We start from the raw sequence: 16,181 nt of genomic DNA, 5'->3' as shown, positions 1-16,181 counted from the left end.
AACACCTTATGGCTTATCCGACCACATTCCAGGCGTTTATGGTAAATCACATACCCGCCCCGTTCCCAGTGGAGCAATTTCATCGTAGTCCTCGACCTATTGATAAACACAAACACATCCCCCTCTAAAGGATTGCGACCATCTCTAAGAATGATCCCCTCCAAACCTCCAAACCCTTTCCTCAAGTCAACGCCACTAATAAATAGGAAAAAGCAATTGCTTTCATTTAGATTAAACATAAATCGTAGTCATCTAATACCTGAACAACTTCCAACCGCAAAGATGACTACAATAATAAACCGACACAATACGCCCGTTTTGGGAGAGTTACTTTCTAGCAAGTAGTGAATACTAAGAGGGGCTACGCAATACCGTAATAGGTATTTGCGTAGCCCCTCTTATATCTAGTAGCGAATGCCTAGGGATTACTTACCCTTCTTCTGCTCGCGGAGCATCTTTTCCTGTTCCTTCTGCATCTGCTCTATACGAGCCATCCACTTAGACTGCTTCTTAGGCTTCTTCTTATTAGCTTCCAGCTGAGCAAGGAGTTTCTCCTCGTTGGTGCCCCACTTGAAGGCTTGGGTCTGGAAGATAGATATCAGCATAGATAGGAGGTAGTAGTAGCTGAGCGCTGCTGCATTCTCATTGAGGAAGAAGAAGAGCATTATTGCCATAATCCACGGCATTAACTTCATTCCCGGCATCTGTGCCTGTCCACTGGAAGCTTGGGTAATCTTCATATAAGCGACCTGTGTCACCGTCATGAGCAGACAGAATAGACTAATGTGATCGCCAATCAATGGGATATTGAAGCCCCAATTGATAACATCGTCGTAAGTCGATAAGTCGAGTGCCCAAAGGAAACTCTCGCCACGAAGGTTGATACTCGTAGGGAAGTACTGGTACATCGCCATCAAGATAGGCATCTGTAGAAGCATAGGGAGACAGCCGCCCATCTGATTGACCCCAGCCTTACGGTAGAGTGCCATAGTCTCCTGCTGGCGTTTCATCATATTCTCCTCGCCTGGGTATTTCTCTGTAATGGCATCTACCTGAGGCTTGAGCACACGCATCTTGGCTTGGCTCTGGAAGCTTTTGTAGGTAAGTGGCATTAGTAGTAGCTTGATGAAGATGGTGAGGAGCAAGATAATCAAGCCGTAGTTGCTGATGAACTTCTCGAGGAAGTTGAAGACGGGCTGTACCAACCAGATATTGATAAAACGAAACCAACCGCCCATCTCTACCACCTTGGCAAGATGTGTCTCATCCTTGAGGTGTGCATCGATATCCTTTAGCAGCTTGTAGTCATTAGGTCCTGTGTAGATCTTGAGACTAATCCCCTCTGCGCCGATAGGGAGTACGCACTTCGCCTCCATTTGCTTGAGCTTGCCATCGGCACCCTCTAGGACATCGCTTATAAGCTGAACCGGCTCTAGACCATTGGCACTGTAGAAGATAGAAGAGAAGAACATATCGCGGAATGCGAACCACTTGGCAGTACCGCTTACGCTTTCGTCCACACTCTTGCTTACGCTAAGCTTCTCGATATCTCCACTTGCTGCCTCGTAAGCGATACCAGAGTAGCGCTGCACTGTCTTCGCTGCCTTTTCGTTTTGATAGATAGGTAGACTCATGTGTGCATCGAGGTAAGGGGCATTCTGAGCCATTACCTGCTCGAAGCCTTCGCTCTCTATTTGCACGTCCAATAGATACTTATGCTCCAAGGTATAGAGGAAGCTGAGCTTCTGTCCACTCTCTACGGTAAGGGTCATCCTCAACTGAGTAGGGCTTACTTGCTCAGGTACGAAATAAAGCTCCCTAGTGCTGACTACTCTATTAGAGCGAGTAACAAAGCTGAAGCCCAAGTTGGCATCCTCGGGGCGAACCAATCTAATGGGTTCGCCTAGGTAATCCTTGTACTGCTTCAGTTCGCTAGCAACCAAGAAGCCACCCTTAGTACTAAAGGTGTAAGCTACGCTATCATTTTCGAGTACATAGGTTTGCTCCACGCCATTGGAAGCGCTAGCTAGCTCTCCGAAACTCTGTAGCGACCTTAGCTGTAGAACTGAGTCGCGCTCAGCGGGCGTAAGATTTGCCAATCCGGCATCGTCAGTCGCTGGTTTCGCTGCCAATGCCTCAGCCTCGGCAATCTCTTGTTGGTGGATCTGTGCGATCGAGTCGTTGTACCGCTGTTGTGCCTCCAGCTCTTCCTTAGATGGTCTACCCAGCAGAGTAAAGACCACCAGCACAAGTCCCATCAGTACAAAGCCTGTGATTGTATTTTTATCCATCTATGTTCTGTAATCGTATTATTGCTCCGAGTGCTTAATAGCCGCTCTCATAAAGGACATAAAGAGTGGATGAGGATGAATTAAGGTACTAGAATACTCGGGGTGGAATTGTACGCCGATATACCAATCAAGCTCGGGACGCTCTATAACCTCTACTAGTCCGCTGTCAGGGTTCTTCCCCGTAAGAGCAAAACCGGCTTCCTCAAACGCCTGTTCATACTTGCTATTGAACTCATATCGGTGGCGGTGGCGCTCACGAATATCGAGCTTGCCATACGCCTGTGCTACCTTGCTTCCCGCCATTAGGTGGCAGTCATAAGCACCCAAGCGCATGGTACCACCGAGGTTGACTACCGACTTCTGGTCGTCCATTAGATCAATTACAGGATAAGCGGTATTCGGCTCTATCTCGGAAGAGTGAGCGCCCTCAAGCCCAAGCACATTCCTTGCGCCTTCTACGACCATCATCTGCATGCCTAAGCATATCCCGAGAGTAGGCAGATTATGCTCACGGCAATACTTCAGCGCTACCAGCTTACCCTCAGTACCGCGCTGACCAAAGCCAGGAGCCACTATAACGCCATCTATACCCTTGAGCATCTCAGCAATATTATCGTCTGTCATGTTCTCCGACTGCAGATGTACGAGATGGAGCTTCCGACCATTGTAAATAGCGGTCTGCTGAAGCGCCTCGTCGATAGACTTATATGCATCTTGGAGCTCTACGTACTTACCAACTAGCCCTATGGATATCTCCTCCTTGGCGTTATTCTTTAGGTCTAAAAAGGCACGCCAATCCTTCAACTCTGGTTTAGGACCTACCTCCATGCCGAACTTACGGAGCAACACCTCGTCAGCGTCTTGCTCCTGCATCACGAGCGGTACTTCATAAATCGAAGGCACGTCGTAGCTCTGTACCACAGCACGCTTAGGCACATTGCAGAATAATGCTACCTTATTGAGAATACCCTCGTCGAGCTTCATCTCAGTACGAAGCACCAGCATGTCTGGCTGAATCCCCTCCTCCTGCAATTGCTTCACAGAGTGCTGAGTAGGCTTAGTCTTCACCTCGCCTGCCGCCTTGATATAAGGCACATAAGTAAGGTGCACCACCATACACTTATCCTCCAGCTCCCACTTGAGCTGTCGTACGCTCTCGAGGAAAGGCAGAGACTCGATATCACCTACGGTACCACCAATCTCGGTAATCACAAAGTCATACTTCCCGGTAAGCCCTAGGCGCTTCACATTGCGCTTAATCTCATCGGTGATGTGGGGGACTACCTGAACCGTCTTACCGAGGAAGTCACCCTTACGCTCGCGCTGAATAACGTTTTGGTATATTCTACCCGAAGTCACATTATTATCCTTAGACGTACGGATATCCAAGAAACGCTCATAGTGCCCCAAGTCTAGGTCTGCCTCATGCCCATCCTCAGCCACATAGCACTCGCCATGCTCGTAGGGGTTGAGCGTACCTGGATCCACATTGATATATGGGTCAAACTTCTGGATAGTGACACTATACCCACGGCTCTGCAATAGCTTACCGAGCGATGCTGCCACAATACCCTTACCCAAAGACGATACCACGCCACCAGTCACAAAGATATATCTTGCGTCGCGCTTCATAAATAAAAATCCTTCTGCCTATTGATAATACGTAAAAAGGTAGGGACACACCTACCAACGCCCGCAAAGTTACCCAAAATTAGCGACTTATCATCACCAAATCTGCTGGCAGTTTATTGGATTACATACCGAAGCGGTCTGTATTGAGCTGTCCGGGCGTCTTCTCGCTCTTAAAGCTACCAAAGGTATAGCGGAGATCAAGCGATACACTCCTGCCGAAAGTAGCTGGCACAAACTCAAACTTATGAATACCGTAGTCTACCTTGATCCTAGGCGTAGCCCTATTCAGTAGATCATCCCCGTTTAGCGTCACACTCCACTTCTTGTCCTGGCTCATCCACTTCATACGCACATCCAAGCCAATAATATCATCAAATGTGTAGAGCCCCTGCATGCCGCCAGTGATATAACTAGCATCTAGCCCCGCAGTAAGGTTGTGCTTCTCACTTATCACGAAGTCATTCGTCAGCGAAGCGAAAAACATAAAGCGATGCCGCTCCAGTGCTTCCTCATAAGGGATATCCATCTTTACTGAGTTAAACTGCCCATTCATAGTAAGTTTACCTTGCCACCAAGAGGTCTGTGGTAGCGGAAGTACTGTTGCAAGACTTAGAGAGTTGCTATAGTTCCAATTCCAAGTCTTATATACAATTTGATTAATCTTAGGATCAAGATACATTAGTTGCACAAAGTAATTAGGATTGTATGTATCCCCCAATATAAAAATATATCTACTCTTCAGTATATATACGAGTTGTCCCTTGTAAGAGACATAAGGTCGGAGGTCAGGATTGCCTTGCCACTGCTGATACTCACTGTGTATCGTGGTAAATGGCTCACGCTCATAGTAGGCAGGATATTTCTTTTCCGAATTGAGCGTGAATTGCAGAATATGCTCAGGGGATATCTGATACATCAGACTCGCTTGCGGAATCACTTGGAAGTTCTCCTCATGTCCAAAGTACTTTGCATAGTCGCCAATAAGGGTAAGCCCCATATTCAACTTTGGTGTAAACTGCTTCTTCACACCCACATAAGCATCAGCGAGTAGTTCCCGACTGGTCTGCTCCATAGCTGGCTCCGAAAGCCCTTTGCCTTGTGCCACTCGGTGGAGTTGTCTATTTATGGTATTGGAGAACGAAAACTTACTGCCATACTCCACACCCCAGCCGCTGTCTAGCTTGTGGCTATTATCTACGTGCACTCCTATTACTTGAGACCTCTGATCCATAGAGTAGGACAAAGCCCTATTAGGCAATGGCGTACGCTCCAGTCCATATTGCACATCTTTGCGTTGGTTGTAATTGGTATAAAAAGCCCCTGCCATCAGATGGTCATTATAGATATACTCCAGAGCGGCATGGTGCGTATTATCTGACGAGTTCTGCACCCGATCAAGTGGGTCAGGGTTCTTTCTATTCTGCTCTATATATCTATCGTTGGGCGAAAAGTTGCCGTAATAATTGACAGAGATATTGTGCTTCTCCTTGGCATACGAAAGGTCTACAAAGGCAGTATGACTTTGTGTCGGACTCCACCTTCCATGATTATTGATATGGAACCCACTATTCGTGCCAAATGGCTGGGTATCAAAAGTCATATCAGTGTACTGACTACCCCATTCTGCTTTGTAGTTACCAGTGACCGAAAATCCACTAGCATCACTATAAGTAATATTGCCACCTGCATTGTAGCGGCTGTAATACTCATTGGTATAAGTGCCGAATAGCTGACCAGAGAGCCCGCTCAGTGCTTTATCTTTGGACTGTTGCTTCAGCACAATATTGATAGAGGCACCCTTCGCTCTATACTTGGCAATAGGTGCATAGGATATGTCTACATTCGCCACCATCTGCACAGGGATCGTCTTGAGCATCTCGAGTAGCTGATCCTGAGGGATATTGGAGGGCTTCCCATTTATCACGAGGGTATACCCATTAGTTCCCACCAGCTTAGGCACGCCATTCTCCATGCTCATGCCTGGTAGCTTACTCAGCATCTCATAAGCTGTAGTCACGGTGCTTTTCTCAAAGAGTACATCGATATCGTAGCTTGGTATGCCACCCTCTAGTAGCTTCATCATGGGTCGCTCTGCCTTCACCACTAGTTCTGAGAGCAGCTCCGACTTCTGATCCAAGTATATCGTATCCTGAAATCCATTGGGTAGCTCTAGGCGCATACTCTCATATAATATATGCGAAACCTGAAGCCACCTAGCCCCATCTCCAGAGAGTGAGAAGTGTCCGCCTTGGTCTGATGGCACCACAGCGATTGCCGTAGAGTCATTAGAGAGCAATACCACAGTGGCAAGATCCACAGGCTCCTTACTCTCCTTATCTATTAATACTCCCGAATAGCTCTGCGCCAATACATGGGTCGCAAGTAATCCAGTAATGACAAATAGTATTAGCCGAATATTATATTTGGTCATAGTCGTGGCTGAATAGTTATTAATGATATGGGCAAATATAATAAAAAAAGAAAGAGAGGCAACCTTGCGGTCGCCCCTCAAATATGATGATTGCATTCACTCAAGTGTTAAAACCAATACCCAGCGTCACTGTGGGGTGGGATATCGCCCTCTATTCTATTGTGTACAGCTTGGAAAGCCTCCTCGATAGTGATATTATAGGCGCGCTTTACGGACTCTAGGTACTTCTTGGAAGCAGGGTTTTTCAGTGCCTCCTCTAGGGTATCCTCTTCGATAGCCTCATAGCCATGAGCGTAGACGATGACTGGAATACTAAGGCGTACTAGATCCTTAGCCCCAGCAGGATATTGGAAGAATTCCCTCGGGCTTCCCTTGAGTGTCTTCTCTTTGCCTCCGAAGTCGCTCAGGACTATATCAAGTGTAAATTCGGAGCGTGGCACGAAGAAATAGAAGTAACCCTTGTGTCCCACAGGATTATCGGTGCCGATAATCTTAGCGCCATCCTTGATTCGGCTCATAAGTGGGTCGGTATCACAATATATGTAGTCCATAAACTTGTGCTGCTCATTGTGCTCCTTGATCTCTGCGATATCGCCATCAAAGGTAGGTGCCATGTGGCGAGCCACAAAGAAGTGCTGGCGGCTATTTTGCTGTCCCTGCTCCAAAATCTTGGAGGTAATCTTATTGCCCTTGGCATCAAAGTAATCAATCCAGAAGCCGTAAGCAGCGGTGCCCTCTTGCCCCGAATGGTCATGTGCATCTCCATCGGCATGGTCGTGGTGACCATTTTCATCCTCTAGCCCTCCTACGGCAAAGAGCTTGGTATTGCCCTCCTTAGTAAGCTCGAAGGCATTTCCTTTTTTCTCAAAGACAAACTTGTGGAAGCGTTTCATATACTTCTGATCTATAGGGTCAGCACTCTCATGGAAACCATAAGTGCCGTGGAGGTGCCCCTCGATAGCGACTACCTCTATCTTGGCAATCTCGGTAGGGATTTGTAGTGGATTGGAGAAAACAATCTCGCTGTGCTCATCTGGCTGATCCTGTGATTGGCAAGCAGTAAAAGCAAGTGCTACTACTCCGAGTAGCGTGTATAAAATCTTCTTCATCTTATTCTGTAATTAATTATTGGGTAATACTTCAACATCAAAATTCAAATCTAGGTCATAAGCCCCATTTGCCGTCCACATGCCAGGAGCATAAAAGGGTGAGGCAACATTGGCACTACTAAACTTAGAGCCCCTCGCATGGAGCAATCGGAGCCAAATCTGTAGCTCACGCCCTGCCTGCTTAAATACCATCACTCCCTTGAGACCTATAGGATTTTTGGTGCCTATCACCTCGGCATCGGTGGAGATAGGGGCATCCCAAGGTTTGGTATCTAGGTATTGGTAACTAATCCATTCAAGAGCCTTTTCCGACTTGATCTTATTAGGGATAAAGAAATGCTGGTGGATTAAGTCCTCGCCATTGGTGGCATACTCCCTATTTAGCTCTTCGCCTGCTTTGGAGTAGTGCTTAACCTGCACGAAATAACTAACCCCTTGGATGGGTTGTATCGTATTATCGGGCTTCCAAGCACTCTCTGCCGAAGCAGTAAAGCTCAAGGTTTTTCCCAACGAAGATACCGGGACAAACTTATTGCCCTCCATCTTGCCGGGGGTAAATACCACTGTCACCTTGTGCGTGTCTTGATGATTTTTCTCCTGGGTCTCGTCATTAGGAGCCTCTGGCTTACAGCCGACCACTAGTAGTAGGGTGCTCAGTGTGAGCATCGAAATAATCTTTTTCATATCCTATTTATTGACAACTAAAATTGATAACGCACCGCAAAGCGAGCATTGATGCCCATGTCGTGGGCATAATAGCGCGCCCTATTGGTGTATTCTTTGTATTCTCTATTCCGTAGGTTCTCTACCGAAAAGGTATAGGTGAGCTTCCCGCATTTCTCCCGCAGCCGCTGCTCATAACTTGCTCGCAAACCAAGGAGATGGTAGGCGGGCGGCGCATAAGGGATAAGGTCGGTCTCAGGATCAAAGCGTTTCTGCTCTGCCACATACTTATGCTCAAGGGCAAAGTATCCACTACCGAAAGAGGCTTTGAGCTCCTGCCCTATCCTAAGCGGGGGGATATAGGGCAGGTAACGACCTGTGCTGCGCTCCGAAGCCCAAATCATCCCAGCAGTCACGCTGTAACTTAGCCAACGAAGTGGCGTAATGGTTGCTTCAGCATCCAAGCCATGAAGCGTGGCAGAGGTCTGCTTGTACCTAAAGAGCGGATAGGCTCCCGAGACTAGTCGGTGCACCTCGCCCGTAGGCTCTTGGTAGATATAGTTATTAATCCATTGGAGATAACCCTCCACATCCAGCTGGAAGTACTGATGGGTATAACCCAGAGAGGCAATCCACTTGAGTGCTCGCTCCGATTTCAGTCCCTCTTGCCCTACCACATAGATACCACTCTCCTGATCCAGACCATTGCTATAGAGCTCTGCCACATGCGGAGAGCGCCAAGCCGTGCCGAGCTGGCTCCTTAGGGTAAGTCCCTTAGTCAGTTCCGCAAATCCGCCGAGAGTATAGGTGATATTACGCTGACGCTCTACTCCGCCATAGGGCTCACTATCATAATTGATACCGACAGCCTCTATCCTATTAGCATCTAGGCGGACACCACCCTCTACGCCCCATCGGTCGGTGGCATACTTTCCTAGGGCATAGCTCCCTAAACCTCCCTCAGTATAATTGGGAATCATAGGTACCACACCGGTTCCTGGAGTATTGTAGTTGTTGGTAAAGCTCCCCAGCCATCCCGCTTCGGCTTGCCACCCATGCTTATTATCGTAGCGCCACTGCAATTCGCCCTGTACATTATGGAGTACCAAAGCCATCTCAGGCACTGCGCTCAGCTTATTGCGTCGGAGGTGGTACTCTTCACGCTGATTGCGCTGATACGCCACCTGACTCTTTAGTGTATGATAGCTATCGATATGGTAATGCCCTGAGAGCTTGGCTAGAGTATGATTAACCATGTGGTAGCCATAATCAATCTTACGGGAGAAAGGAGTAATCACCTCATCGGCTGGGCGTCCAGCCTCTATCCGCTCTCTCAGTAGGTCTACATTACCCATCTGAGCACCGAAAAATACGCCCTCCTTCTCCCACAAGTGACTCACGAAGAGCTCTACCTGCACACGGTCATTTTGCAGACCAATAGCACCCTGTCCGCTCCAACTCCTCTGTCCAGTATTATTGAGGAGATACTTAGCACTACGTTTGTCGCCACTATTGGCGTAGTCTCCTTGTAGTCGCCAAGCCCAGTCGCCCTGTCTACCCAAGCTGCTTTCTAGTCCTGCACTAAGACCAAAGCCTAACCCATTGCTCTGAAAGAAAGGGGTCACCTCGCCAACAAGGCATCCATGATGATACGGAAGGGGGTTCTGCTCCACAAGTATCACGCCACCTAGAGCATCGGCACCATACCGTACACTCTCGGCACCCTTGAGTACCGAGATACGCCCTGCCTGAGCTATGTCTATCTCAGGAGCATGGCTACTACTCCATTGCTGACTGGTATGGCGCACTCCGTTATTGAGAATCAGTATGCGATGACCATGCAAACCATGGATAACAGGTTTGCTAGCCGAAGTACCCGTACTGATTAGGCTCACTCCACGGATACCCTCCAGCACCTCACCCAGACTACTTCCCACCCCTTCTTGAAGGGCTAGCGAAGATAGTTTTTGCCCGACGGTCTCACGGCGTATCGGATTGCCCTCTGCAGTAACCACCAGTTCGTGCAACTGCGCTTGGGCAATCTGCATACGTACCACCCTAGGGTGAAGCGACTGAAGTGCCGCTAGTGTAAAACTCTGATTTTCAAATCCGATATAGCTAAATGTAATCAGTTGGTGGTTGCTCAGCCCTGTAGGAACTGTTGCAAACCCTTTGGTGTCTGTGATAGTTCCGCTATCGGCATAGCGAACTGTGACACCGGGGAGGGGTAACCCCTCCGAATCTACCACCTGTAGTCGGAATCCTTGCTCCTGAGCTGCTAGTGGTATTTGTGCAACTACTAGTAGCCAGAAGACGGAGACCACCGATGTTAGCCTCTTATAAATATGTATCATTTGGAAAACTCTATGCGTTGTATTTACCAATCCTATAATGATTAGCAAACAGGCGGTGCACGGAGTGTAGGATGGGCAGATAGCCCTGAAAATAAAGTATCGGTATAAATTGTCCCCAAGACGAGGCGCCCTACATAGGCAGCAACTGGGACATCGGAAGTCTCAACAATCGAGAAAGGTGAAGCCACAAAGACAAGTAGCATACACTGCTCGTCATCGTCTCCATCAGAATAATGCTCTGCGTGGAGATGCTCATGGATATGATGGTGCGAAAGCGTATGCGCTATAAGTGCTCCACCAAGCCAGACCATCACGGTCAGCATCAGTAGCGCACCCAGCCTATTTGCTCTTTTCACATCAATCTTTCTCATACACAGACAAAGATATACCAATCTATGCACACCACCAAGCCCCTAACATTTATTATCATAAACCGAGACTACCCGTCTGTACTAGCGCTAGCCGAGAGGACAGGTCGCGCAAGGTCAAAAATTTATTCCTAGGAATAAATAAATTTATTTGTACAGATAAATATCTTTATTCCTAGAGAAAAATAAATTTATTCCTAGGAATAAATTTCGCTGATATGGCGAGAAAAAACTCGTAAGAAGTAGAGCGGAGATGTGCGAGAGGTATGGTAGCGGTTATAGAAACCGTAAGTGCGTGTAAACCAATGGCAATCTGGGCTTACCAGCCTAGGGTAAAATGGGTAAGTGAGGTCTCGGAATCGGTGCGAAGACTATAAGAGAAACCATGCTGTATAAGCACTTCTTGGATAAATAAGAGTCCTATGCCCTGACCCTGGGGTTTGGTACTAAAGAATGGACTGAAGAGCTTGGTTTCGACTTCCTTAGGGATACCTACGCCATTATCGATGACTTCTAAGACGCGCTCTTGTGCCGATGTGCGAATGAGCACTCTACCCTCCGCAGGAATACTCTCAATAGCGTTTTTCACGATATTAATAATCACCTGCTCCATTAGTGGTGCATCGAGGAGGAGCTCACCTACCTCTGGGTCGAGCTGGTACTCAATCGTAATTTGCTTGGCTCCGCAGAGACTCTCAAAGAGACTTTGCTGATCCCGCAGGAGCTGATTGAGATCTATCAACTTACGCTCCACCTTAGGCACCTTGACCACATCAGCGAATCGGGAAACGAAGTTGCTCATAGAGTAGCAACGCTCTAGGCATACCCCCAGTGCCTCGGCAAGCTCGGGCTCTTCGTCTCTCAGTATCTGAGTGGAGGTATCTAGGATAGAGGTGATACCAGCTACAGAGTTATTCACCTCGTGTGCCATCATACGTATGACCTTTTCGTACGCTTTGCGCTCTGCCCTACGAACCTCCTCAGTAAGGTGCTCTATTAGGTAAAAAGAGCGCTTGAAGCCACGATCGACAAAGGCAGCATGGGACACCTTAAATATGGAACCGTCTGTGCGGTAAAAGGTGTCGGTACCCTTAAGTGGCACTGTAGAGATATCAAATGCTGAATGTAGGGAAAACACTCGGAGACTCTCGCCTTCGTACCCACTAGAAACCCCTAGAATCTTCTGCCCCGCAGGGTTGATTTGCACCACACGATCGTCGTAGTCGAGGACGACTACACCAAGAGGAGAGGCGTGGACTAGGAGGTCGAGAAACTCGTTTTGCTCTCTCAGCTTGAGGCGTTCTTCCTTGAGCTGCTCCATTAGTCTATTGAAGAGCTCTACAATCTCATCGGCATTGGACTGTCCTATCTTCTTGAGCCGACTACTGAAGTCCTGAGCCTTGAGGAGGTTCATACCATTGACAATTGCACGCATAGGGCGTACCGCACTACGATAGTAGAAGAAGAGCAGGACGATAAGGACTAAAGCCTGAAGAGCGCAGAGTATAACGAGGACTCGTATCATAGTCCATATTTTTCGAGCCTTCGGTAAAGAGCCGCACGACTGAGCCCCAAGGCTTTGGCTACCCGACTAAGATTGCCATTATGCAGTGCTATTTGCCGTTCTATCTCTATGCGCTCTATCTCCTCGAGCGTCTTGCCACTCTGAGTGGAGGATGCGGGCGTGGTGTGGCTCACTAGGGGGCGGAGGTCTCGAGCAGTTATGGTATCGTTGGGCGACATAAGGATAGCTCGCTCTACGAGGTTCTTAAGTTCGCGGATGTTACCCGGATAAGGCAAGCTCTGCAAGAGTACCATTGCATCATCGGCAAATGTGATGCTGCGTTTCATCTTATGGGCGAAGTGCTGTACGAGTAGCGGGATATCCTCGATACGCTCTCGGAGTGCAGGGATACGGAGCTGTATGAGGTTGATACGGAAGAAGAGGTCCTCACGGAAGATCCCCTCAGCTACCATACTACGAAGGTCGGCATTGGTGGCACTGACCACACGTACATCCACTTTCTGAGGTTTACTATCACCCAATACCTCGAAGGTCTGATCTTGGAGCACTCTCAGTAGTTTTACCTGACATGAGGCATCGAGCTCTCCTATCTCATCTAAGAATATGGTGCCACCATCTGCGAGTGAGAAGCGACCTTTACGGTCGGCATACGCATCAGTGAAGGCGCCTTTTTTATGTCCAAACATCTCGCTCTCGAAAAGGCTCTGAGAGATACCACCGAGATTGACTTTTACGAAGGGTTCTTTGCTTCGCTTACTATGCTGATGTATCGCCTCGGCTATCAGCTCCTTGCCAGTGCCACTCTCTCCCGTAATCAATACGGAAGCAGTGGTAGGTGCAATGCGTGCCACGGTACGCAGTAGCTCTTGCATGGCGGGTGAGCGCCCTATGATGTTGGGGAAATTGGGGTCACTCTCTGAGTGAAGAGTCTCGGAGGAGATGCTGATGGCATTCTCTATCGTCTTGAGGAGCTGACGATTCTCCCAAGGCTTGGAGACGAAGTCAAAAGCCCCTAGCTTCATTCCCCTCACTGCCAGCTCTATACTTGCCCAAGCAGTCATCAGTATAACTGGGGAATGGGGCGCAAATATCTTGACTCTTTGGAGGAGTTCGAGCCCCTCTTCTCCTGTAGTGGAGAGGGTATAATTCATATCCATGAGTACCACCTGTGGGGCTACTCTGCGGACAATATCAAGAGCCTCTGTAGGATTGTTGGCCATAAGGACTTCATAGCCCGAACGCTTGAGAAGCAGCGAGAGCGAAGCCCTGACTGCGGAATCATCGTCTATGACCAATATAGGCTGCATAGTGAGAGGGAAAGATTAGAGATCTAATAATTCGAGAGGGAAGTCCATGGTGATGATGCGGTGGTGATCGTCGATAGACGCAATCCACTGCTCTACTAGAGGGATGGTGACTTCGGAATGATTGGGTCGCTCTATAAGGATAAGGATATTGGTGGTAGAGCTATCGATGTCCACTATACGCCCTATAAGCTCGCCCCCAACATGCTGTAACTGATAGTCGCGAAAGGTAAGGGAGATATTGCTGTGCTCTTCGGGGAGCTCGTCTTGGTGTATCTGCGCTTCAAGACCCACAAGAGTTTCTGCATCCGTTAGGGAGTCTACGCCTTCAAAACCTATGATAAACTGTTCTCCCCCACCCCGAATACTAGCGAGCCTATAGGGGACGGGGATTTCGTCGATTAGTAAGAATAAAAATTGGGGCTCTAGCACCTCAAAAGCCGGTGATACAAGGGCAAGGATAACCTCTCCCTGATTGCCATGGGTACGACGCACCTTGCCATAAGCAATTAGCTGCTTAGGGTCTATGGTTGGGAAGGGATTCGGCATACTTAGATACGCTTAATAATTGCCCCCAAATCATTGAGGCGCTGGTCGATAAATTGATAGCCTCGGTCTATTTGGTCGATATTATCAATACGACTAGTGCCATTGGCCGACATGGCTGCTATGAGTAGCGCAATTCCGGCACGGATATCTGGCGAAATCATATTGCCACTGCGGAGCTTAAACTTTCGATCAAGCCCTATCACAGTAGCCCTATGCGGGTCGCATAGTATTATTTGCGCACCCATATCGATGAGCTTATCGACGAAGAAGAGACGGCTCTCAAACATCTTTTGATGGATAAGGACACTCCCTCGCGCTTGAGTAGCGGTTACGAGGAGGACGCTCAAAAGGTCAGGCGTGAGCCCAGGCCAAGGGGCATCAGATATAGTGAGGATAGAGCCATCCATGAAACTATCTATCTCGTAACGCTCTTGTGCAGGGATGTGGAGGTCGTTGCCGCGCTCCTCGATAGTGATACCAAGGCGGCGGAAGGCATTGGGGATAATTCCGAGCTCTCGGGTCTCGACCTCCTTAATAGTAATCTCGGAGGAGGTCATGGCCGCCATGCCAATAAAGCTGCCTACCTCAATCATATCGGGAAGTAGGCGATGCTCGGTACCGCCTAGCTTAGCCACCCCATGAATAGTTAGGAGGTTGCTGCCTATCCCATCTATCTTGGCACCCATACGGACTAGCATTCGGCATAACTGCTGAATATATGGCTCACAGGCGGCATGGTAAATGGTGGTCTCACCCTCGGCAAGCACGGCTGCCATGATGATATTCGCCGTACCAGTGACCGATGCCTCATCGAGGAGCATATAAGTGCCTCTGAGTGGTTCCTCTACATCGATACTAAAGAGCTCCTTTTTGGTATCGTAATTCATCTTGGCACCTAGATTGATGAAGCCTTGGAAGTGGGTATCTAGCCTACGACGCCCTATCTTATCTCCTCCTGGTTTACCTATAGAAGCTTTGCCAAAACGAGAGAGGAGCGGTCCGATGAGTAGAACACTTCCTCTAAGCTTACCACTCGCCCTCAGGAAGTCTTGGGAGTATGCGAAGTCGAGATTAACATCGTCTGCCTTGAAGGTATAGGTATCAGGCGATAGCTTACGCACCTTCACACCGAGATCCATAAGGAGCTGAATCAGATTATTGACATCTAGGATATCGGGGATATTACTGATCTTGACCTCTTCATCGGTAAGTAATACTGCTGATATCACTTGCAACGCTTCATTCTTAGCACCCTGAGCAAATATCTCACCGTGGAGCTGATGCCCACCTTCTACAACAAACGAACTCATCTCTTCTTCTTTTTATTCTTATTGACCTTCCTTACCAAAAGCCCGCCATTACTAGAGAGCTGTGGTGAGGGCTGAAGTAGCTCCTTGGCCTCTGGGAGTGAGCAGATCATCTCATCGAGATAAATCTTGCCCTCAGATAGCTCAAAGAGATCTGCGAATATCTTAGCATTGGTGACCGTCTCCTTATTCCACTGGATGTAGCTACGCTTCATCTGGAGGGCGGTCTCCTTAGCAAGTGTATCTCGTTCAGCTCCCTCGGGAAGCGACAACACCTCCTCAATCATCCGCTCTACGATCTTACCATAGTGGCGATAGGCAGGCTTCGTAGCCTGCTCATTCACCATGGCGCACTTCATCTTGGTCTCGAACTCCTCTCGTGTAGTAACTACGTAAGGGAAGTCTACATCCAGCTTGAAGTCCGACATAATATATAGATGATCCCAGAGAACCTGCCAGTAGTCGTCGCGCTCCTTATCTCTACCCGATACCATATTCATGGTCTCGATAATCGACTCGGCACACGCCTGACGTTCTTCCCTATCCTCGATGGTCAGGCAGTGCTCCACCATATTCTGGATATTGCGACCGTACTCGGGAAGGATAAGAACTTTGTTCTCTGTATAATAATCTTGCTCTATCATGCTA

At 48.3% G+C, this 16,181-nt stretch carries 13 protein-coding genes; all 13 read right to left on the bottom strand.

Annotated elements, in window-relative coordinates:
- Positions 1 to 239: IS66 family insertion sequence element accessory protein TnpB (gene tnpB, locus A3GG_RS13230; protein WP_018359376.1), on the bottom strand; the 239-nt coding region annotated here is incomplete at its 3' end.
- 186 nt (positions 240 to 425) lie between these two features.
- Positions 426 to 2,291, bottom strand: a complete 1,866-nt coding sequence (gene yidC / locus A3GG_RS0111195) for a membrane protein insertase YidC (RefSeq protein WP_018359375.1) — start codon at positions 2,289 to 2,291, stop codon at positions 426 to 428.
- Between the two features lie 18 nt (positions 2,292 to 2,309).
- Positions 2,310 to 3,923 carry a CTP synthase gene (gene pyrG, locus A3GG_RS0111190; protein WP_018359374.1) on the bottom strand — a complete coding sequence of 538 codons (1,614 nt, stop codon included), beginning with the start codon at positions 3,921 to 3,923 and terminating at the stop codon, positions 2,310 to 2,312.
- 121 nt (positions 3,924 to 4,044) lie between these two features.
- On the bottom strand, positions 4,045 to 6,354 hold the full coding sequence (locus tag A3GG_RS0111185; protein WP_018359373.1) for an outer membrane beta-barrel protein: 2,310 nt from the start codon (positions 6,352 to 6,354) through the stop codon (positions 4,045 to 4,047).
- Between the two features lie 107 nt (positions 6,355 to 6,461).
- Positions 6,462 to 7,463 carry a hypothetical protein gene (locus A3GG_RS0111180; protein WP_018359372.1) on the bottom strand — a complete coding sequence of 334 codons (1,002 nt, stop codon included), beginning with the start codon at positions 7,461 to 7,463 and terminating at the stop codon, positions 6,462 to 6,464.
- 12 nt (positions 7,464 to 7,475) lie between these two features.
- Positions 7,476 to 8,147 (bottom strand): hypothetical protein, encoded by a 672-nt coding sequence (locus A3GG_RS0111175; RefSeq protein WP_018359371.1) that lies wholly within the window; start codon positions 8,145 to 8,147, stop codon positions 7,476 to 7,478.
- A gap of 17 nt (positions 8,148 to 8,164) precedes the next feature.
- The gene (locus tag A3GG_RS0111170) at positions 8,165 to 10,480 is read right to left on the bottom strand and encodes a TonB-dependent receptor (RefSeq protein ID WP_018359370.1); all 2,316 of its coding nucleotides are present in this window, start codon (positions 10,478 to 10,480) and stop codon (positions 8,165 to 8,167) included.
- Positions 10,481 to 10,521: 41 nt separating this feature from the next.
- Positions 10,522 to 10,851, bottom strand: coding sequence for a hypothetical protein (locus tag A3GG_RS0111165; protein WP_018359369.1), 330 nt, complete (start codon positions 10,849 to 10,851; stop codon positions 10,522 to 10,524).
- A 316-nt stretch (positions 10,852 to 11,167) separates the two neighbouring features.
- A complete protein-coding gene (locus A3GG_RS0111160) occupies positions 11,168 to 12,373 on the bottom strand; it encodes a sensor histidine kinase (protein ID WP_018359368.1) in 1,206 nt (401 codons plus the stop codon).
- Positions 12,370 to 13,680 carry a sigma-54-dependent transcriptional regulator gene (locus A3GG_RS0111155; protein ID WP_018359367.1) on the bottom strand — a complete coding sequence of 437 codons (1,311 nt, stop codon included), beginning with the start codon at positions 13,678 to 13,680 and terminating at the stop codon, positions 12,370 to 12,372. The genes A3GG_RS0111160 and A3GG_RS0111155 overlap by 4 nt, the downstream gene beginning before the upstream one ends.
- 15 nt (positions 13,681 to 13,695) lie before the next feature.
- Complete coding sequence (locus A3GG_RS0111150; protein ID WP_018359366.1) at positions 13,696 to 14,226, bottom strand: ribosome maturation factor RimM; 531 nt, start codon at positions 14,224 to 14,226, stop codon at positions 13,696 to 13,698.
- A gap of 2 nt (positions 14,227 to 14,228) precedes the next feature.
- The gene (gene murA / locus A3GG_RS0111145; RefSeq protein WP_018359365.1) at positions 14,229 to 15,536 is read right to left on the bottom strand and encodes a UDP-N-acetylglucosamine 1-carboxyvinyltransferase; all 1,308 of its coding nucleotides are present in this window, start codon (positions 15,534 to 15,536) and stop codon (positions 14,229 to 14,231) included.
- A complete protein-coding gene (locus tag A3GG_RS0111140) occupies positions 15,533 to 16,177 on the bottom strand; it encodes a DUF4290 domain-containing protein (RefSeq protein WP_018359364.1) in 645 nt (214 codons plus the stop codon). The genes murA and A3GG_RS0111140 overlap by 4 nt, the downstream gene beginning before the upstream one ends.
- Positions 16,178 to 16,181 lie beyond the last annotated feature (4 nt).

The sequence above is a fragment of the Porphyromonas levii DSM 23370 genome, from assembly GCF_000379925.1.
Classification (GTDB): Bacteria; Bacteroidota; Bacteroidia; order Bacteroidales; family Porphyromonadaceae; genus Porphyromonas_A; species Porphyromonas_A levii.
The sequence above is the reverse complement of the archived record's forward strand: the minus strand, read 5'-3'. Positions and strand labels throughout refer to the sequence as shown.

Excerpts from the sequence above, each read along its gene's own strand:
- yidC (WP_018359375.1), bottom strand. The coding sequence starts at position 2,291 with ATGGATAAAAATACAATCACAGGCTTTGTACTGATGGGACTTGTGCTG.
- pyrG (WP_018359374.1), bottom strand. The coding sequence starts at position 3,923 with ATGAAGCGCGACGCAAGATATATCTTTGTGACTGGTGGCGTGGTATCG.
- A3GG_RS0111185 (WP_018359373.1), bottom strand. The coding sequence starts at position 6,354 with ATGACCAAATATAATATTCGGCTAATACTATTTGTCATTACTGGATTA.
- A3GG_RS0111180 (WP_018359372.1), bottom strand. The coding sequence starts at position 7,463 with ATGAAGAAGATTTTATACACGCTACTCGGAGTAGTAGCACTTGCTTTT.
- A3GG_RS0111175 (WP_018359371.1), bottom strand. The coding sequence starts at position 8,147 with ATGAAAAAGATTATTTCGATGCTCACACTGAGCACCCTACTACTAGTG.
- A3GG_RS0111170 (WP_018359370.1), bottom strand. The coding sequence starts at position 10,480 with ATGATACATATTTATAAGAGGCTAACATCGGTGGTCTCCGTCTTCTGG.
- A3GG_RS0111165 (WP_018359369.1), bottom strand. The coding sequence starts at position 10,851 with ATGAGAAAGATTGATGTGAAAAGAGCAAATAGGCTGGGTGCGCTACTG.
- A3GG_RS0111160 (WP_018359368.1), bottom strand. The coding sequence starts at position 12,373 with ATGATACGAGTCCTCGTTATACTCTGCGCTCTTCAGGCTTTAGTCCTT.
- A3GG_RS0111155 (WP_018359367.1), bottom strand. The coding sequence starts at position 13,680 with ATGCAGCCTATATTGGTCATAGACGATGATTCCGCAGTCAGGGCTTCG.
- A3GG_RS0111150 (WP_018359366.1), bottom strand. The coding sequence starts at position 14,226 with ATGCCGAATCCCTTCCCAACCATAGACCCTAAGCAGCTAATTGCTTAT.
- murA (WP_018359365.1), bottom strand. The coding sequence starts at position 15,536 with ATGAGTTCGTTTGTTGTAGAAGGTGGGCATCAGCTCCACGGTGAGATA.
- A3GG_RS0111140 (WP_018359364.1), bottom strand. The coding sequence starts at position 16,177 with ATGATAGAGCAAGATTATTATACAGAGAACAAAGTTCTTATCCTTCCC.